We start from the raw sequence: 19,135 nt of genomic DNA on the forward strand, positions 1-19,135 counted from the left end.
GACGCCGTGACCCTCCGCCTCGCGGTCGCCCAGATCGCCGCGTCCACCGAGCCGGACGCCAACCTGGCGCTCGTGCGCGAGCAGGCTGGCCGGGCCGCCGCCCAGGGGGCGGAGCTGGTGGTGTTCCCCGAGGCCACGATGGCGTCGTTCGCGACGCGCTCGGCCGCCGTCGCCGAGCCGCTGGACGGGCCGTTCGCGACCGGGGTGCGGGCGGTGGCGTCCGAGCTGGGCGTGACGCTGGCCGTGGGCCTGTTCACGCCCGGCCGCCCGAGGGTGGGCGACGACGGGACGCCGCGCGTCCGGGCCCGCAACACCCTGCTGGTGACCGGGCCCGGCGTCGAGGCGTCCTACGACAAGATCCACCTGTTCGATGCCCTGGGGTTCACCGAGTCGCGGCACGTGGAGGCCGGTTCGGACGCGGTGGTCGTGGACGTGGCGGGCGTGCGCATCGGGCTGTCCATCTGCTTCGACGTGCGGTTCCCGGAGCTGTTCAAGCATCTGGCCGGGCGGGGCGCCGAGGTCATCCTGGTGCCCGCCTCGTGGGCCAATGGCCCCGGCAAGGCGAAGCAGTGGGAGGCGCTGGTGCGGGCCCGAGCCCTGGATTCGACGTGCTTCGTCGTGGGCGCGGGTCAGGCCGATCCGATGACGGTGGGGCAGGAGGTGGAGCCGGGTGCGCCCACCGGGGTGGGACACAGCCTCGTCGTGGGGCCGAACGGAGACGTGTTGGCCCGCGCCGACGCCGCGCCGGAGCTGCTGGTCGTCGACCTCGAGCCTGCCGACGTCGCCCGCGCCCGGGAGTCCCTCCCCGTGCTCGCGGGGGCGCGCTTCATGATCAGGCCTCCGCACGCCCCCGAGCCCTGAGGCGTCCGAGACCCTGAGCCCGACGATTGGGGCGGGCCCGCGGCGTCCGGTAGCATGGCCGTCGGGTCCCCGCGCGGTGGTACCTCGCCCAACCCCCCCCGGGCCGGAAGGCAGCAAGGGCAAGTGAGCTCTGTCAGGTGCGCGGGGGCTCTTTCACGTCCTGAGCCGGTCGCGTTTCAGCCGGATGAGCCCCAGCCGGGCCGAGCCCGGCCGGGGCAGCCGGTCACTCCACCAGCGTCGCCGCGGACGCGGCGATGCCCTCGGGATCGAGGCCGAAGTGGTCGAGGATCCAGGCGTCCGAACCGGTCGGCGCGAACGTGTCCGGCAGGCCGAGGCGCACCAGCCGCGCCGGAGCGTGCTCGGTGAGCACCTCGGCCACCGCGCCGCCCAGGCCGCCGGCGGCGAGACCCTCCTCCACCGTGACGAGGCCGCGCGTCTCGCGGGCAGCGGCGACCACCACGTCCACGTCGATCGGCTTGACCGAGCCCATCGACACCACCCGGGCGGCGATTCCCCGCTCGGCCAGCAGGTCGGCCGCGGCGAGCGCGCGGTGCAGCACCGTCCCGTTGGCCAGCAGGGCGACGTCGTCACCCTCGCGCAGCACGGTGGCCTTGCCCGGGGCGAACGCGTAGTCGTCGGGGTGGACGGCCGGCACCTTGGCCCGCGAGATTCGGACGTAGACCGGCCCGTCGTGGCCGACGGCCCAGCGCAGCGCCTGCTCGGTCTCCGCCGGATCGGCGGGCACCAGCACGGTCATGCCGGGCAGCGTGCGCATCCAGGAGACATCCTCGATGGAGTGGTGCGTGGCACCCAGGCCGCCGTAGGCGACGCCGGGGCTCTGCGCCGCGAGCACGACGTGGTGGCCGCTGTAGGCCAGGTCGGCCTTGACCTGCTCCATCGCGCGCGCGGAGAGGAAGCAGCCGGCGGCGGACACGAACGGCACCTTGCCGCCGTTCGCGAGCCCGGCGGCGACGCCCACCATGTTCTGCTCGGCGATGCCGACGTTGACCATCTGGTCGGGCAGCTCCTTGCGGAAGCCGCCGAGCTTCGACGACCCGACGGAGTCGTTGACGACCACGACCACGTCGCGGTCGGTCTGGGCGAGGTCGAGCAGCGTGGCCGCGTAGGTGTCGCGGCAGTCGAACAACTCGGTCACTTCGAGTCCTCCCGTCCGGCCGGGGCGGCCAGTTCGTCGAGCTCGGCCAGGATCGCGTCGATCTCCTCCGGGCTGGGTACGTGGTGGTGCCAGGCGACGTTGTCGGACATGAACGAGATCGGGTGGCCCTTGTGGCTGTGCGCGATCACCAGGGTCGGACGCCCCTCGCTCGGCCCGGCGGCGAACACGTCGAGGATCGCGTCGTGGTCGTGCGCGTCGATCTCGTGGACGGTGAACCCGAACGCCCGGCCCTTGTCGGCCAGCGGCTCGAGGCTCATGGTGTCGGCGACCGCGGCGCCCTGCTGGAGGCGGTTGCGGTCCACGACGGCGGTCAGGTTCTCCAGGCCGAAGTGGGACGCCGCCATCATGGCCTCCCAGTTCGAGCCCTCCTGCATCTCGCCGTCACCCAGCAGCACCACGGTGCGACGCGACGAGCCGTCCATCTGGGCGGCCAGCGCGGAGCCGACGGCGATCGGGAACCCGTGGCCGAGCGGCCCGGTGTTCGCCTCGACGCCCGCCACGTAGCGGCGGTTCGGGTGGCCGTTCAGCTTGGAGCCGGGATCCATGAACGTCATGAGATCCTCCGGCGGGAACCAGCCGCCCAGCGCCATGGCGATGTACAGCGCACCGGCGGTGTGGCCCTTGGACAGGATCAGCCGGTCGCGGTCGGCCGCCAGGGGATCGGCCGGGTCGACGTTGAGCTCGTGCAGCAGCAGCGTCAGCAGGATGTCGGCGATGGAGAAGTCGCCGCCGATGTGGCCGTTGCCCGCGTGGTCGATCATGATCGGGTCGCGGCGGCGCAGCTCGATGCCGGCGCGCTCCAGGAACGCGACGACCTCCGCGCGGGGGGCGTCCTTACCGATGCGGCCGAGGACGGGGGTCTCGAACTCCCAGCCGCTCCTCATCGCTCACCGGCCATCGAGCTGAGCAGGGCGTCCTGCACGATGCGCTGGGCGGCCAGCGCGTCCTGACGGGACTGGGCCTCGGCGAGGCCGTCGTCGTCGAGGGCGTCCAGCGCGCGGTGGATCGCCTTGAGGAACCGGATCGACAACGCGGCGTTCTCCACGGCGTCCTCGCGGAACGGGAACTGGTCGAGGTTCCACACCCCTTCCCACCCGTTCCTGCGCAGCACGTGGAAGAACTCGAACACCTCGACGAGGTGCAGCGAGCCGACCATCATGTCGTCGTCCCAGCCGCGGTAGTTGTCGTTGACGTCCATGCCCCACAGCAGGCCGGCGTCGATGAGCATCTGCGCCGATTCCGCGGGCGACTCCCCGCCGAACATGGCGTGGCCGAAGTCGAGCAGAACGCCGACGTTGTCGACCCCCATCTGCTGGATGCCGAGGATGGTCTTGGCCGCCGAGCCCCAGAACATGTGGGTGCGCGGCTCGCGGGGCTTGTACTCGATGACGAACTTGAGATCCGGGTGCCCGGACGCCAGGTCGCGCATGCCCTCGACCGCGAGGCGGTTCAGCTCGTGGTAGTCGACCTGGAAGGGGTAGTCGAACCCGTCCTGCCCCGGCCAGATCTTGACGTATTTGGCGCCCAGCTCGCGCACGACGTCGGCCGCCTCGTTCATGATCGCCAGGGCCGAGGCGCGCTTGGCCGGGTCCGGGTTGGTGAACGCGCCCTTGGCGTGCTCGCGCAGGTAGATGTCGGGCGTGATGCCGATGGCCTGGATGTCGTGCTCGGCGAGCTTCGCCTTCACGTCGTCCACCGACACCCCGTCGCTGAACGGGAAGTTGAGGTCCACCCAGCCGATGTCGCCGACCTCGGCGGCCAGGTCGATCTGCTCCAGCGTGCCGCGCGGCGGGCCGTACCCGTCCGTGGCATACCGGTCGACGTACGTGGCGAAGTTCCACAGCCCGGCTCCGAACTCCGGATAGCTCATGTCATCTCTCCTGTGTGGTGGTTGCGAGTGGTTCTGGGTGGGCGGGCACGCCGGCTCGGGTCAGGGCGTCGCGCCAGCGACCGCGGGTGGCGCGCCGGTCGTCGGCGCTGAAGGCGTCCGAGGGGTGGACGACGCGGGGGGCGAGGGTGGCGTCCGGGACGAGGCGGCTGCCGGCGGCGTCGAACGCGAGCGCGGCGGCTCCGATCGCCGAGATGTCGGCGTGGGAGGAGACCAACAGGGAGCGCCCCAGCAGGTCGGCCTGGATCTGCATGAGCGCGGCGGACGCCGTCGCCCCGCCCCCCGCGTGGAGCTGGCGCTGGGTGGCGTCCGGATCCATGGCCTCGACGACGTCGCACACCTGGTGGGCGACCGATTCGAGCCCGGCCCGGGCGATCTCGGCGCGGGTGGACGCGGCGTCCAGCCCGGTGAGCGTGCCCACCGCGCCGGCCTCCCACCAGGGGGCGCCCAGGCCGTTGAGCGCGGGCACGAACACCGCGCTGCGGCTGCCGGACGCCTCCGCGGCGAGCGCGCTGAAGTCGGCCCCGGGGCGGACGCCGAGGGTGCGGGCCAACCAGTCCATGCCGGCGCCGGCGTAGAGGATGTTGCCCTCCAGCGCCCACAACGGCGCGGGGGCCTGCCAGGCGAGCGTGGTGGCGATGCCATCGAGACGGGCGCCGGGGTCGTCGACGGGCAGCATGATGGACGACCCGGTGCCGTAGGTGGCCTTACCGACGGCCGCACCGGGCTCGAGGGCCCAGTGGCCGAACAGCGCGGCGTGGCTGTCGCCGAGCACGGCCAGGATGGGCGTCGCGTCGGGCAGGCCGGCGAAGTTCCGCGTGGTGCCCCACGGGCCGGTGGAGGGGCGCACGGCGGGGAGGATCGCGGGGTCGACGCCGAACAGGCCGCAGAGGTCGGCGTCCCAGTTGAGTCCGGCGACGTTGAGCAGCAGGGTGCGCGAGGCGTTGCCGGCCTCGGTGGCGTACGTCGCGCCGCCGGTGAGGCGGTCGAGCAGCCAGGTGTCGACCGTGCCGACGCGGAGATCGGCGCCGGCGTCCGCGTGCTGGGCGAACCAGGCGATCTTGGACGCGGAGAACATCGAGCCCAACTCGAGGCCGGATCGCTCCCGGACGAGGGCCTCGGTGGTCGGGGTCGCGAGGGCGCGGCAGGCGGCGTCGCCGCGCTGGTCCTGCCACGAGATCATGGGGCCGACGACGTCGCGGGTGCGGGCGTCCCAGGCCACCACCGACTCGCGCTGGTTGGAGATCGCGACGCCGAGGATGTCGACGGTGCCGGCCTCGTCCAGCGCCCGGCGGGCGGCGACCTCGACGCTGTGGGCGAGCTCGGTGGCGTCCTGCTCCACCCAGCCGGGCCGGGGCGAACCGATCCCGACGGGGCAGGACCCCGTGCCCAGCACGCGCCCCGAGGGCGTCACGACGAGCGCCTTGCTGCTGGTGGTCCCCTGGTCAAGCGCGAGGACGGATGGGACGCGCACGATCACCTCTGCATGGATATTCACCACTGAGTATTCTTTAATGCTAGGGGGTGGGTGGGGTGCCGTCAAGGGTTCCTGACCGGGCTCTGCCCGCCCCGCAGCCGCGGCCGAGCGGAGCTCGCCCGGCTGGGTCACGTCGCTCCCCGGCGGGGCGCGTGCCAAGATGGGCACGCTTTCCCCGGGTCGCCGGGGCTGGGAGGTGCGATGGACAGGCCGACACTGGGACGGCGTGCGGGTGCGGCGGTGGGCGTCGACCTGCGCCTCGTCACCAAGGTCGCGTGGATGTACCACGAGGAGGGGCGCAAGCAGACCGAGATCGCCGAGGAGCTCCACATCTCGCAGTCGCGGGTGTCGCGGCTGCTGAAGAGCGCGGTGCAGTCCGGCATCGTCCGCACGCTGGTGCAGCCCCCGCCCGGCGTCTTCACCGCGCTGGAGGGCGCGATCGAGAAGACGTTCGGCATCGCGGAGTGCCTGATCGTCGAGGCGCGGGAGAGCGAGCAGGCGATCACCAACGACCTCGGGCTGGCGGCGGCCGACTACCTCATGGCGTCGCTGCTGCCCACCGAGACCATCGGTCTCTCGTCCTGGAGCGCCACCTGGCTGGGTGCCACGCGGCACCTGCGCCCCTTCAAGGAGCCGGTCGCGGATCACGTCGTGCAGCTCGTCGGCGGCGTCGGCAGCCCGGCGGTGCAGACGCAGGCGACCCTGTTGCTCGACCGCCTGGCGCGCGCGACGGGCGCCGAGCCGCTGTTCCTGCAGACGCCGGGCATCGTCGGTGACGGCCGGGCCCGGGAGGTGATCATGGCCGACCCGGCCATCCGCCGGGTGGTCGACGTCTGGGACCAGCTGACCGTTGCCCTGCTGGGCCTCGGCTCCATCGACCCGTCACCGCTGCTGCGCGACAGCGGCAACGTGGTGCCCCGGGCCCTGCTCGACGAGATCCGCGACAAGGGGGGCGTCGGCGACATCTGCGCCCGCTACTTCGACGCCGAGGGCCGGCCCGTGGACGCCGACCTGGACGGCCGCATCGTCGGCATCAGCGAGCAGCAGCTCCGCCGCATCCCCCGGCGCGTGGTGGCGGCCGGTGGGCTCCGCAAGCTGCCGGCGATCCGGGGCGCGCTGCGTGGCCACTGGCTCGACGTGCTCATCACCGACAGCGAGACGGCCGCCCAGCTCATCGAGGACGCCCCGGACGCCTGAGCCGCCGCCCCACACCCGGCCGCGGCGCAGGCTCAGGAGAAGGGGATGCGCGCGTCGGCCGGCCAGTGGGCGCGCAACTGCTCCACCTGCGCCGCGACGCCGGGCCGCTCCTGCAGGAACTGAGCCAGCAGCTCCGGGCCGCGCGCTCGCGTCCGGATGCCGATCAGGGCGCTGACGAGCACGACCAGCCACACCGGCACCAGCACGAGGGCGCCCAGGAGGGCCAGGTCGGCGCCGCCGGTGCCCACCACCACGGCCAGCGCGGCGACCACCAGCACCGCCGACCCCGCGACGAGCAGCCAGGAGCCCCGGTCGGAGTTCAGGCCGCGGCGGCGCGGCCGGACCAGCCCGTTGGGCAGGGTCTCCGGGTGGTAGCGGCGCCGGCTCGCGAGCAGCACCACGAGCAGCAGGACGCCGAACGCGCCGAACACCACGCCCACGGCCCGGATCGGGCCGAGCCCGAGGGCGGCCACCAGCGCGCCGTAGCCCAGCACGAAGACGACCAGCACCCAGGCGCGCAGGTACTCCGCGCGCAGCAGGGCGAGGTGCGCCTGGGCGTTGCCGAGGTACGTCTCCTGCGCCACGGATCAGGCCTGGGGCTCGGCCAGGGCCGCCAGCACGTGCGGCCAGACCTCAGCCGCCGTGCCGGTGTGGGTCAGCAGACGACCTCGGGGCATCGACCAGGTGCCGTCGGCGTCGATGGTGAACAAGACGTCGTCGGCGTCCGCACCCTGGCTGCGGCGCACCCGCACCTCCAGCGGACGCTCCATCGCGTCGTTGGCGGCGTAGGCGTCGATGAGGAGCTTGAGCGGCTCGGTCAGGGGGATGTCGGGGCGCAGCGGGGCGACCTCGTGGACGCCGACCGGGCCGAGGGCGATCGTCACGGCGCCGACCGGGGCGGACGCGAGCACGGTCCGGGCCCGCACGTTGGGGCCCTCGACGGCGAAGGCCAGCCAGTCCGTGGCGCGGCCGAGCACGGCGCCCACCACCTGGGCCGGGCCGACGGCGTCCAACCGGTCACCGTCGGTGAGGGTGGCCAGGCCACGCACCAGGAGGGACTGGATGCCGGCGCGGCGCAGGTCGGCGTTCTCGAGATGATCGGCGAGGCCGAGGGCGCGCGCGCTGGTGGCGGCGGGGTCGCCCGGGGTCATGCCGAGGAGCTGGACGAGCTCGGTGTCGGTGACGAAGAAGCGGTCGGGTGCGTCGGTCACGGTGTTCACCTTAGGTGGGAGAGGGAAGGGTCGGGGGCGCAGCTTTGGGCATTTGGACCCGAGGAAATGGCGCCATGGCGCCATTTCCTCGGGTCCAAATGCCCCTGGGGTGGGGTCACCGGAACCAACCCGCGATGCGTTCGGTCACCGGCACGTCGCCGGAGAGGAGTTGGGCTCCGCCCCACAGCAGGCCGGCGCCGGCAACGGCCCAGCCGACCGGGGTGCCCACGGTGAAGAGGAACCCGGCGGCCCCCAGGCCGAGGGAGATGACGTCGTCCGCGGCGCCGAACCCGTCACCGTCCACGATGTTGTCGATCAACGACGCCCCGTCGAGCACCATGCCGACGCCGCCGGCAACGTCGCCGACCGTCCCGAGCACGTCCGCGGCGGCTCCCAGGCGCGACCCCGTCTCCGCCAGCTCGTCGGCGTGGGCCAGGGCCTGGGGGAGGTCGTCGAGGTCCGTGGCGCCGCTGAGGGCGTTGACCAGGCTGACCGACTGCATGAGGTCGCCGGCCCGGCCGTACCACTGCGCGAGCGGATCCAGCACGGCATCGCCCAGGAAGCTGGCCACATCGACCCCGTAGAAGCCCCAGTCGACTGCGGCGTGGTCGAGGATGCCGGTCAGGTCTGCTGGTCCCTCGCCAGGGCCGCCCCGGTCGAGGGGTGCGCCCGGGTCGGACGGCGAACCGTCCCCGCACGAGCCCCCGCCGAGGGTGCCGCCGGAATCGCTGGCCTGCTCCTGCTCGCAGGCCTCGGCCACCAGCGCGCGCCCTGCCTCGGCCAGCAGATCGCCCGCCTCGCCAAGACGCGGTCGGTGGCGCGTGGCCCACTCCGAACGGAAGCGGGTGGCGTCCGACCCCGTCCACGCGGAGCGGGCGAGCGCAGCGCTCAGGTCCACGCCCGTGCGCTCGAACAGCCGCCCGGTGTCGCCGAACTGCTTGCCGAGTGCCCTGAGTTGGGACACGTCGGCTCCGACCATCGTCATGGGGCTCACCTCCTGGGCGCCGACGCTAGGGCCACTCGGCCGGTGCCGCCATGGGGAGGACTCCCCAGGGTGGTGGGGAGGTGCGTGAAAAAACGTCGGTACCTCCCCGTAAGGTGGCCTGCGTGGTAGATGAACCGCTGGATCTGTTCGAGGGGGACGAGGGGGGCGCCCCCGAGCCCGCGCTCGTGCCCTTCGACCAGGAGGGCCCCGACCTGTTCGGCATGGAGCCCGACGAGCTGATCCTGCCCACCGAGCCGGAAGCGGTCGACGACCCCGAGACCGACGTCGAGTACGACACGATGGACGAGATCCCCATTGAGCCGCCGGACCCCGACGACGGTGAGGACGACGACGATCCGGACGCCGTGCCCGCGATTCCGCCCGCGCAGCCGCAGCCCCCGGTAGCGGCACAGCCGCCCACCCCGGCAGCAGCACAGCCGCCCACCCCGGCAGCAGCACAGCCGCCCGCCCCCGTGGCCCCGGCGGCGTCCGAACGGGAGTCCCGCCCCGAGGCGCCGCTGGCGCTGTATCGCCGGTATCGCCCGGACACGTTCGCCGACGTCATCGGCCAGGAGCACGTGACCGCGCCGCTGCAGCGCGCCCTGGAGAACAACCGGGTCAACCATGCCTACCTGTTCAGCGGCCCGCGCGGGTGCGGCAAGACGACGTCGGCCCGCATCCTGGCGCGGTGCCTGAACTGCGTCGAGGGTCCCACCTCGAAGCCGTGCGGGGTGTGCGCGAGTTGCCGGGATCTGGCGCGCGGCGGAGCGGGCAGCATCGACGTGATCGAGATCGACGCGGCGTCGCACGGCGGCGTCGACGAGGCGCGCGACCTGCGGGAGCGCGCGTTCTTCGCCCCGGTCAACAGCCGCTACAAGATCTACATCATCGACGAGGCGCACATGGTCACCAACGCGGGGTTCAATGCCCTGCTGAAGGTGGTCGAGGAGCCGCCGCCCCATGTGAAGTTCATCTTCGCCACCACCGAGCCGGAGAAGGTGATCGGCACCATCCGGTCCCGGACCCACCACTACCCGTTCCGGCTCGTCCCGCCCCGGACGCTCTCGGCCTACCTGGGCGAGGTCTGTGCCACGGAGGGGGTGCGGGTGGAGGACGCCGTCCTGCCCCTGGTGGTTCGCGCGGGCGCCGGTTCGGTGCGTGACTCGCTCAGCGTGCTCGACCAGTTGCTGGGCGGCGCCGGCGAGCAGGGCGTGACCTACGCGCAGGCCACGGCGTTGCTCGGCTTCACGCCCGACAGCCTGCTCGACGAGATCGTGGACGCCTTCGCCGCCGGCGACGCCGAAGGGGTGTTCGCGGCGATCGACCGCGTCATGGAGGTGGGGCAGGATCCGCGCCGGTTCGCGGAGGACCTGCTGCGCCGGTTGCGTGACCTCATCATTGTCGCCGCGGTGCCGGACGCCCTCGCCTCCGGCTTGGTCGACGTCGCCGGCGACCAGGCCGAACGCCTGACCACCCAGGCCGCGGGGATGGGCGCGGGTGAGCTGACGCGGGCCGCCGAGGTGATCGCCCAGGGGCTCACCGACATGCGTGGCACCACCGCCCCGCGCCTGCACCTCGAGCTGATGTGCGCCCGGGTCCTGTTGCCGGGGGCCGACGTGGACGCCCGGGGAATCCATGCCCGCCTGGATCGCGTCGAGCGTCGCCTCAACATGGCCGCCGGAACCAGCGCCCAGCGGGCGGAGTCAGCCGCGGTCGAGCCCACCTCGCCGCAGCCGAGCTCGGCGCCCCCCGCGGAGCGGGCAGCAAGCAGGGCCCCCTCGGCCGAGCCGGAACCCACGCCGCCCGCTCCCCGGCCGAGGACCGACGCCCAGCCGGCGCCGGCCCGTCCGATGACCGACGCCCAGCCGGCGCCGGCCCGCCCGATGACCGACGCCCAGCCGGCCCGCCCGGCGGCCGACGCCCAGCCAGATCGCCCGGCGGCCGACGACCCGTGGGCGGATCCGAGCGGCCCGTCGGCCGGCTCCGCCGACGGGCCCGCTGCGCAGCCTGCTGCCCGGGCCGACGCACCGCCGGTCTCGGGCACACCCACCGCCGGGGACGGCGAACCCGAGCTGGCGCGCGCGGAGGCGGCCGCGTCCGACCCCGGGACGGTCTCGACCGCCGACATCCGCTCCATGTGGCCCCATGTGCTCGACGCGGTGAAGAACCGGCGGCGGGTGACGTGGATCGTGCTGCGCGAGAACGCGCAGGTGCACGCGTTCGCCGACGACGTCTTGACCCTCAGCATCGACAACCCCGGCGCGCGCGAGAGCCTGGGGCGGGGCGGGAGCATGGACATCGTTCGCGAGGCCGTGCTCGAGGTGCTCGGCATCGCGCCGCGGATCGAGGCGATCGCGGGTGACGCCGAGCCGCCGTCGTCCACGCCCGCCCAGGCGGCACGACCGCGTCCGGAGCAGCCGACGCCGCGGCAGGCCGAGACCGAACAGGTCCAGGCGGAGCAGGCCCGGGCGGAGCAGGATCAGGCGGGGCGGGCGAGGGCGGAGCGGGCGCAGCGCGAGGGTGCGGCCCAGGCGCGCCAGAACATCACCGCGATGCAGCCCGGCCCGGTGGCGGAGGACGACGGTGAGGAGACGGCCTCGCGCGACGATGCCGACCTGGACGCCGACCCCCTCGGCAGCGAGGAACTGCTCGCGACCCAGTTGGGCGCCGAGCTGATCGGCGAGGAGACGCCGTGAGGCCATCCGCGACCGGCACGACCGCAGGTTTCGGACACGCCTCGCCTACGATGAACCCACAGCCGAACCCCACCGTGCTGATCCCCACCGAGCTGATCCCCACACAGCAGAACCAAGGAGAGTGACAGCCATGTCGATGTTCAACACCGAGGGCGGCGGGTTCGACATGAACGCGCTGCTGCAGCAGGCCCAGGCCATGCAGGAGCAGTTGGCCAACGCCCAGGCTGACCTGGCCAACCAGACGGTCACCGGCAGCGCCGGGGGCGACCTCGTGGTGGTCACGATGAGCGGGACGGGGGAGGTCACGCAGGTGACGATCGACCCCAAGGCCATCGACCCCGAGGACGCCGAGACCCTCGGCGACCTCATCGTCGCCGCCATCCGGGACGCGTCCACGCAGGTGCAGACCCTCGCGTCGGCGGCCATGCCCCCGATGCCGCCCGGTCTCGGTTTCTGACGCGTGTACGAAGGGCCGATCCAGAACCTGATCGACGAGCTGGGCCGCCTGCCCGGCGTCGGGCCGAAGAGCGCGCAGCGCATCGCCTTCCACATCCTGCAGTCCGACCGGGAGGACGTGGCCCGGCTCGCGGACGCGCTGCGCGAGGTCACCGAGAAGGTGCGGTTCTGCGAGATCTGCTTCAACATCGCCGAGGAGGCGACCTGCCGGGTCTGCCGCGACCCGCGCCGGGACCAGTCGCTGGTGTGCGTGGTGGAGGAGAGCAAGGACGTCCAGGCCATCGAGCGCACCCGCGAGTTCCGCGGGCTCTACCACGTGCTCGGCGGGGCGATCAGCCCGATCGACAACGTCGGGCCGGAAGATCTGCACATCGCCGAGTTGCTGCGCCGCCTGAGCGCGCCGGTGATCACCGAGGTCATCCTCGCCACCGACCCGAACCTGGAGGGGGAGGCGACCGCGACCTACCTGTCGCGCATCCTCGCCAACACGGGCATCACGGTGTCGCGGCTGGCGTCCGGCCTCCCCGTCGGGGGTGACCTGGAGTACGCCGACGAGGTCACCCTGGGCCGCGCGTTCTCCGGGCGACGAGCGGTCGGCTGACGATCGGGACGCCGACCCCGCGCCGGTTCCCCTCCGCCGCCACCCGTCCGGACGCCCCCGCCCCAACCGATAGCCTGAGGCCGTGATCCGACTCCTGGCGACCGACGTCGACGGCACCCTCATCCACAGCGACCACGTCACCATCAGCGCCCGCACCCGCGAGGCGTTCCTGGCGGCGTCCGAGGCCGGCATCGTGGTCACGGCCGTGTCCGGACGCCAGCCGTACTCGATCGCGGCCCTCGTGCGCGGCACCGCGCTGGAGGGGCCGGCGATCGGCAGCAACGGGTCGGTCGCCATGCACCTGTCGACCGGTGAGCTGTTCTTCGAGGAGATCCTCGACGTGGACGCCCAACGCACCCTCGTCGAGGCGATGCGGGCGCGGTTCCCCGGGGTGAGGGCCGTCTCGGTGCGCGACGGCGGCAACACCTACCTCGCCGAGCACGGCTACTCCGGCCCGCAGGATCCGGGAGCCCAGAGTGCGGCGTGGGAGGTCGTCCACCGCTTCGCCGACCTCGACGAGGTCCTGGCCGCCGGGTCGGTGAAGCTGGTGCTCAAGCACGACGACGTCGAGCCGCGCGCGCTGTTGGCTGCCGCCCGCGAACTCGCCGTCCCGGGCTGCCACCCCACCATCTCGGGCGCCCCCTTTCTTGAGGTCGCCCGGGAGGGCGTGACCAAGGCGTCCGGGTTGGCGTCCGTGTGCACCCACCTCGGCATCGACGCCAGCGAGGTGATGGTGTTCGGTGACAACGTGAACGACGTCGAGATGCTGCGCTGGGCCGGCGTCGGCGTGGCGATGGGCAACGCCACCCCCGAGGCACTCGCGGCGGCCGACCGGGTCACGCTGACCAACGACGCCGACGGCGTCGCCCAGGTCATCGAGGGCCTGCTCGGGGACGCCGCGCACGGCACTCCCCGGGCGTAGCGCCGCTCTCGTGGACACGCACGTCGCTCCCTTGCCGTAGCGGTGCTCTCGCTGCAGGGAGAGCAGGGCGCTGTGCGGGGAGCGAGGTGGTCGCGCTGAGGTCGGGCGGCTCGTACGACCCCGCCGCTTGGCGTCCGGGCGGCGCCGTTCGTAGAATGGGCGGGTCCGCACGGCGACGATGGGGCCATCACCCCGGAGCTGCCGGAAGAACGGCGTCGAGAGGCGCTCACTAGAACCGGCGGCGGACGAGTCTGAGCGGGGCTCCCCGCTCCCGACGCGCCACGGCCGTGGCGTCGACGGGGCAGAGTCCAAGGAGGGTGGTACCGCGGGTCCGCCGGAGCAGTCCGGTGCGCTCGTCCCTTCGTCCCACCCGAGCCGGACGCCCCGCGTCCGGGAATGACAAAGGAAACCCATGAGCAACCCGGCCGGCTATCGCGCCGTCGCCCCGCAGGTCGACCTGCCCGCGATGGAGCGCGAGGTCATCGCGCTGTGGGACGCGCAGCACACGTTCGAGGCCTCGCTCGCGCGGACCGCCGACGGCCCCACCTGGACGTTCTACGAGGGGCCGCCCACGGCCAACGGCATGCCCGGCACCCACCACATCGAGGCGCGGGCGTTCAAGGACGTCTTCCCGCGCTTCAAGACGATGCAGGGCTTCCGGGTCGACCGCAAGGCGGGCTGGGACTGCCATGGCCTGCCGGTCGAGCTCGCCGTCGAGAAGGAGCTCGGCTTCAACGGCAAGCCCGACATCGAGGCCTACGGCATCGCCCCGTTCAACGAGCGATGCCGGAGCTCGGTGACGCAGTACGTCGACCAGTGGACCGAGCTGACCCGCCGCATGGGCTACTGGGTGAACCTCGACGAGGCGTACTGGACGATGAACACCTCCTACGTCGAGAGCGTGTGGTGGTCGCTGAAGCAGATCCACCAGCGCGGCCTGTTGGTGGAGGACCAGCGGGTCGCCCCCTACTGCCCGCGCTGCGGCACGACGCTGAGCGACCACGAGCTGGCCCAGGGCTACGAGGAGACCGCCGACACCACGGTGTTCGTCCGGTTCCCGCTCACGTCCGGCCCGTACGCCGGCACCGCGGACCTCGCGATCTGGACGACCACGCCCTGGACGCTCGTCTCGAACACCACGGTCGCCGTGGGCCCCGACATCGAGTACACCGTCGCGGTGTCGGACGCCGGCGCCAAGCCCGTCGTCGTGGCCGTCGACTCGGTGACCAGCGCGCTGGGGGAGGGCTGGCGTCCGACCGACACCTTCACCGGCGCCGACATGCTCGGCTGGACCTACGAGCGCCCCCTCGATGTGATGGACCAGCCCGGCCCGGCCTGGTTCGTCGTGAACGAGGACTACGTCGCCACGGGCGAGGGCACCGGCCTGGTGCACCAGTCCTACCCGTTCGGCGAGGACGACTTTGCCTCCAGCCGCCGCAACGGCATCGCGTACGTGAACCCCATCGGCCCCGACGGCTGCTTCCTGCCCGGCAACGGCTTCGTGTCGGACGTGTTCTTCAAGACGGCCGACCCGCTGATCGTCGAGCGCCTCCGCGACACCGGCCTGTTGCTGCGCACGCTCGTGCACGAGCACCCCTACCCGCACTGCTGGCGGTGCCACACGCCGTTGATGTACTACGCCCAGCCGAGCTGGTACATCCGCACGACGCAGGTCAAGGAGGCGCTGCTCCGCGAGAACGAGGCCACGTCCTGGCACCCCGAGCACATCAAGCACGGCCGCTACGGCGACTGGCTCGACAACAACATCGACTGGGCGCTGTCGCGCAAGCGCTACTGGGGCACCCCGCTGCCCATCTGGCGCTGCGAGGACGATCACCAGGTGTGCGTCGGCTCGCTCGCCGAGCTGGGCGAGCTGGCGGGGGAGAACCTGTCGGCGCTCGATCCGCACCGCCCCTTCGTCGACGACGTCACGTTCGCCTGCCCCACCTGCGGCAAGCCGAGCGTGCGCGTCCCCGAGGTGATCGACGCCTGGTATGACTCGGGCTCGATGCCGTTCGCCCAGTGGGGCTACCCGTGGGCGCCCGGCTCGGCCGAGAAGCTCGAGCAGGCCTACCCGGCCGATTTCATCTGCGAGGCCATTGACCAGACCCGCGGCTGGTTCTACTCCCTCATGGCGGTCGGCACGCTCACGTTCGACGCGAGCAGTTACCGCACCGTGCTGTGCCTCGGCCACATCCTCGCCGAGGACGGCCGCAAGATGAGCAAGCACCTGGGCAACATCCTCGAGCCGATCTCGCTGATGGACACCCACGGGGCGGACGCCGTCCGCTGGTTCATGGTCGCGGGCGGCTCGCCCTGGTCGTCGCGTCGCGTCGGGCACACCACGATCACCGAGACCGTCCGCAAGGTGCTGCTGACCTACTGGAACGCCGTCAGCTTCCAGTCCCTCTATGCGCGCACGAACGGGTGGACGCCGGCGCCCCCGCCCGCCGACACGACGCTCGGGGTGCTGGACCGCTGGCTCGTCAGCGTCCGCAACGACCTGGTGGCGCAGGTCACCGACGCGCTGGAGCACTTCGACACCCAGCGGGCCGGCTCGCTGCTGGCCGACTTCGTCGATGACCTGTCCAACTGGTACATCCGCCGCAGCCGGCGCCGCTTCTGGGAGGGTGATCCGGGCGCGTTGTGGACGCTGCACGAGACCCTCGACGTCGTCACCCGTCTGATGGCCCCCATGGCGCCCTTCGTCACCGAGCGGGTGTGGCAGGACCTGTTCGTGGCCGCGGTGCCGGACGCCGCCGCGTCGGTCCACCTCGCCTCCTGGCCGGTGGCGGACGCCGCCGCGATCGACCCCGACCTCAACGCGTCCATGCGCACCGCGCGCCGGCTCGTGGAACTCGGTCGCTCGGCCCGCTCGGAGGCCCGCGTCAAGACCCGTCAGCCGCTGCAGCGGCTGTTGGTGCCCTCGGCGTCCTTCGCGCGGCTCGGCAGCGAGCTGATCGACGAGATCGCCGCCGAGCTCAACGTCGGAACCGTCGAGTCGTTCAGCTCGGCGGGCGACCTGGTCGACCACGTCGCCAAGGGCAACTTCCGGGCGCTTGGCCGCCGGTTCGGCAAGGACACCCCGCGCATCGCGGCGGCCATCGCGGCCGCGGACGCCGCGGCGCTGGCGTCCGCCCTGGCCGCGCACGGCGAGGCCACGGTGGACGTCGACGGCGGCACGGTGGTGAGCGCCGAGGAGGTGCTCATCAGCGAACGGCCCCGCGAGGGCTGGTCGGTGGTCAACGAGCAGGGCGAGACCGTCGCGCTCGACCTCGAGCTGACGCCGGCCCTCGTCGCCCAGGGGCTGGTGCGCGAGGTGGTGCGGTTGGTGCAGGATGCCCGCAAGGCGTCCGGGCTGGAGGTGTCGGACCGCATCGAGCTGGTGTGGAACGCCGACGCCGAGCTCGCCGAGGCACTACGGTCGGGAGCTGACGACGTCGCCCGCGAGGTGCTCGCGACGACGATGACCGAGGGCGAGCCCAGCGGTGACGTGACCACGGACGACGAACTGGGGTTGAGGTTCGCGATCCGCAAGGCGTGAGAGGAGCCGGCGTGGCCGATTCGATGGAGCGGCTCTTCCCGGGCCGCGTGTTCATCAGCACGGTGCTCGAGGCGCTGGACACCAAACATGTCATGACCGGCGAGGTCGCCCGCATCTTTCTGCAGCGGGCGGCCATGGCCGGGATCATCATCGGGGTCTTCTACCTGACGAACTTCTCCATCGTCTCCGTCTTCGCCGGGCTCGAGGTGGGCGGGGAGCCGCTGACCGGCGTCGGACGCCTCGTCGGCGGCCTCGCGTTCGGCTGGGCCCTGGTGTTCATCTACTACACCAAGTCCGAGCTGCTCACCTCCAACATGATGGTGGTCACCGTCGGCATGTACCACCGGCGCACCACGCTGCTGCGTTCGCTGCGCATCATGGGGCTGTGCCTGTTCGGCAATTTCCTCGGCGGCCTGGTCATCGCCCTCCTGATGATGGGCAGCACGCTGGCCGGAGGGGGCGTGGGGGAGCAGATGGCGTCCTCCGTCGCGCACAAGCTGGAGTACATCACCCTGGGTGTCGGGGGATGGAGTGACCTCTTCATCCGCGCCATCCTGTGCAACTTCATGATCAACATCGCCATGACGCTGATCTGGAACGGGTTCATCAAGGAGGACCTGACTCGGGCGCTGGCGATGATCACCGCGGTGTTCATCTTCGCGTTCCTGGGGTTCGAGCACTCGGTGGCCAACACGGTGCTGTTCACGATCGTGGGCCTCACCCAGGGCATCGACGTCGGGCTCGCCGCGGCCAACGTCGCGATCGCCCTCGTGGGCAACTACATCGGCGGCGGCCTGCTCATCGGGCTCTACTACGCGTGGGCCAATGACCACCGGCGCTATCTGCGCCTGCACCCCGAGCTCGCCGAGGAGCCTCCCGTCGCCCAGTGACGGGCGTCGAGGCGATCCTGGGGCATCGGCTCGGTAATCCCTGCGGGGTGCCGGGGGGTTCGCCATACTTCCCAGCGAGGAGCCGGCACCGAACGCCACACGATGCCAAACGACATACCGGCTTCAGAGTTGTGGAGCCACGCAAACCCAGCTATAAACAGATGACCCCACATTGACCCCGAGGGAGTGGACGTGGACCTGAATGTTCAGGAGCGGGGCGGTGGCCAGCGGCCGCCGTCCGCACGACGCGTCGTGACATTCACGGCGAATCCCAGCATCGACAAGACGGTCGCCCTCGGCGGCCCGCTCGCGCGGGGGGAGGTGCAGCGCGCGGTGTCGGTGACCGAGCAGGCCGCCGGCAAGGGGGTGAACGTCGCCCGCGTCGTGGCCGAGGCGGGCGTCGAGGCGACGGCCGTCCTCCCGTTCGACGACACGGCCTACCGGGCGATGCTCGATGCGGCCGTGCCCACGGCGATGGCGGTGGACGCCCCCGGCGTCCGCCACCGCCCCCGCACGAACACGACGATCACCGAGCCCGGCGGCACGACGACCAAGGTGAACGAGCCGGGGCCGACGCTCTCGGCCTCCGACCTCGACGCCGCCACCGCCCAGGTGGTGGCCGCCGCCGCAGGAGCCGCGTGGGTGGCCCTGTCCGGGTCGCTGCCGCCCGGCGCGCCGGACGACTGGTATGCCCAGCTGGCCGCCGCGCTGCGTCCGCTGGGGGCGAAGGTCGCCATCGACACCTCCGACGCGGCGCTGGACGCGGTGCTCGCCGCCCTGCCCGCCAGCGCGTTCGACCTGGTCAAGCCCAACTCCGACGAACTCGCGCAGCTCACGGGCGGGGACGCCGCCGCCTTCGAGGCGGCCGCGGCCGCGGGTGACCTCGCGGACATCGTGGCCGCCGCGAAGCGGCTCCACGAGCGCGGCATCACCCACGTGCTCGTCACGCTGGGCGGCTCGGGCGCGGTGCTCGTCAACGCCGCCGGCGCCTGGCACGCCGCGGCGCCGGCAATCCGGGTCGCCAGCACCGTGGGCGCGGGCGACTCCTCGGTCGCCGGCTTCATCCTCGGCGACGTGACCGGGCTCGACCCGGCCGACTGCCTGGCGCAGGCCGTCGCCCACGGTTCCGCGGCGGCGTCCCTGCCCGGCACCACCCTCCCGACCCCCGACGACCTGCCCCCCGGCCGCGTCGTCGTCACCCACCTCACCGCCTGACCCGACGAAGGGAAG

Annotated in this window: 16 protein-coding genes and 1 other RNA gene; 10 read left to right on the top strand and 7 right to left on the bottom strand. The window is 72.5% G+C overall.

The features are described from left to right. Window positions 1-6 precede the first annotated feature (6 nt). Together PCC79_RS01890 and ffs are read left to right on the top strand one after the other, a co-directional pair. Window positions 7-861: a carbon-nitrogen hydrolase family protein gene (locus tag PCC79_RS01890; RefSeq protein ID WP_342372843.1), complete on the top strand. Its 855-nt coding sequence runs from the start codon at window positions 7-9 to the stop codon at window positions 859-861. A gap of 60 nt (window positions 862-921) precedes the next feature. Beyond that, window positions 922-1,018, top strand: an RNA gene (gene ffs / locus PCC79_RS01895) — signal recognition particle sRNA small type. A 66-nt stretch (window positions 1,019-1,084) separates the two neighbouring features. Here the strand turns inward: ffs and PCC79_RS01900 are convergent. From PCC79_RS01900 to PCC79_RS01915, 4 genes are read right to left on the bottom strand one after another with little or no spacing between them, the layout of a single operon-like run. After that, entirely contained in the window at window positions 1,085-2,017 is a 933-nt protein-coding gene (locus PCC79_RS01900) for a transketolase family protein (protein WP_232549063.1), read from the bottom strand. Continuing rightward, window positions 2,014-2,922, bottom strand: coding sequence for a transketolase (locus PCC79_RS01905; RefSeq protein ID WP_342372844.1), 909 nt, complete (start codon window positions 2,920-2,922; stop codon window positions 2,014-2,016). The genes PCC79_RS01900 and PCC79_RS01905 overlap by 4 nt, the downstream gene beginning before the upstream one ends. Beyond that, window positions 2,919-3,908 carry a TIM barrel protein gene (locus PCC79_RS01910; protein WP_342372845.1) on the bottom strand — a complete coding sequence of 330 codons (990 nt, stop codon included), beginning with the start codon at window positions 3,906-3,908 and terminating at the stop codon, window positions 2,919-2,921. The genes PCC79_RS01905 and PCC79_RS01910 overlap by 4 nt, the downstream gene beginning before the upstream one ends. Before the next feature lies 1 nt (window position 3,909). Beyond that, window positions 3,910-5,424, bottom strand: coding sequence for an FGGY family carbohydrate kinase (locus tag PCC79_RS01915; RefSeq protein WP_342372846.1), 1,515 nt, complete (start codon window positions 5,422-5,424; stop codon window positions 3,910-3,912). 180 nt (window positions 5,425-5,604) lie between these two features. On the opposite strand from PCC79_RS01915, the gene PCC79_RS01920 reads away from it, so the two are divergent. After that, window positions 5,605-6,600 (top strand): sugar-binding transcriptional regulator, encoded by a 996-nt coding sequence (locus PCC79_RS01920; RefSeq protein WP_342372847.1) that lies wholly within the window; start codon window positions 5,605-5,607, stop codon window positions 6,598-6,600. A gap of 32 nt (window positions 6,601-6,632) precedes the next feature. Here PCC79_RS01920 and PCC79_RS01925 read toward each other — a convergent pair whose 3' ends face one another. The 3 genes from PCC79_RS01925 to PCC79_RS01935 all read right to left on the bottom strand — a co-directional run bounded on the left by PCC79_RS01925 (window position 6,633) and on the right by PCC79_RS01935 (window position 8,796). Next, a complete protein-coding gene (locus PCC79_RS01925; protein WP_232549068.1) occupies window positions 6,633-7,184 on the bottom strand; it encodes a hypothetical protein in 552 nt (183 codons plus the stop codon). A gap of 3 nt (window positions 7,185-7,187) precedes the next feature. Then, window positions 7,188-7,811 carry a hypothetical protein gene (locus PCC79_RS01930; RefSeq protein WP_342372848.1) on the bottom strand — a complete coding sequence of 208 codons (624 nt, stop codon included), beginning with the start codon at window positions 7,809-7,811 and terminating at the stop codon, window positions 7,188-7,190. A 115-nt stretch (window positions 7,812-7,926) separates the two neighbouring features. Continuing rightward, the gene (locus tag PCC79_RS01935; RefSeq protein WP_342372849.1) at window positions 7,927-8,796 is read right to left on the bottom strand and encodes a hypothetical protein; all 870 of its coding nucleotides are present in this window, start codon (window positions 8,794-8,796) and stop codon (window positions 7,927-7,929) included. A gap of 299 nt (window positions 8,797-9,095) precedes the next feature. Between PCC79_RS01935 and PCC79_RS01940 the strand changes: the two genes are divergently transcribed. The 7 genes from PCC79_RS01940 (at window position 9,096) to PCC79_RS01970 (ending at window position 19,120) form a co-directional block, all read left to right on the top strand. Next, entirely contained in the window at window positions 9,096-11,492 is a 2,397-nt protein-coding gene (locus tag PCC79_RS01940) for a DNA polymerase III subunit gamma and tau (protein WP_425325660.1), read from the top strand. Window positions 11,493-11,628: 136 nt separating this feature from the next. After that, window positions 11,629-11,949 carry a YbaB/EbfC family nucleoid-associated protein gene (locus PCC79_RS01945; RefSeq protein WP_232549194.1) on the top strand — a complete coding sequence of 107 codons (321 nt, stop codon included), beginning with the start codon at window positions 11,629-11,631 and terminating at the stop codon, window positions 11,947-11,949. 3 nt (window positions 11,950-11,952) lie between these two features. Continuing rightward, window positions 11,953-12,549: a recombination mediator RecR gene (recR, locus tag PCC79_RS01950; RefSeq protein WP_232549071.1), complete on the top strand. Its 597-nt coding sequence runs from the start codon at window positions 11,953-11,955 to the stop codon at window positions 12,547-12,549. Between the two features lie 82 nt (window positions 12,550-12,631). Beyond that, a complete protein-coding gene (locus PCC79_RS01955; protein ID WP_342372851.1) occupies window positions 12,632-13,471 on the top strand; it encodes an HAD family hydrolase in 840 nt (279 codons plus the stop codon). A 412-nt stretch (window positions 13,472-13,883) separates the two neighbouring features. Next, window positions 13,884-17,015, top strand: coding sequence for an isoleucine--tRNA ligase (gene ileS / locus PCC79_RS01960; protein ID WP_342372852.1), 3,132 nt, complete (start codon window positions 13,884-13,886; stop codon window positions 17,013-17,015). 11 nt (window positions 17,016-17,026) lie between these two features. Beyond that, window positions 17,027-17,905, top strand: a complete 879-nt coding sequence (locus PCC79_RS01965) for a formate/nitrite transporter family protein (RefSeq protein ID WP_232549074.1) — start codon at window positions 17,027-17,029, stop codon at window positions 17,903-17,905. Window positions 17,906-18,103: 198 nt separating this feature from the next. Further along, window positions 18,104-19,120 (top strand): hexose kinase, encoded by a 1,017-nt coding sequence (locus PCC79_RS01970; RefSeq protein ID WP_342373578.1) that lies wholly within the window; start codon window positions 18,104-18,106, stop codon window positions 19,118-19,120. Window positions 19,121-19,135: the final 15 nt, after the last annotated feature.

Source organism: Propioniciclava soli (assembly GCF_038502305.1).
Classification (GTDB): Bacteria; Actinomycetota; Actinomycetes; order Propionibacteriales; family Propionibacteriaceae; genus Propioniciclava; species Propioniciclava soli.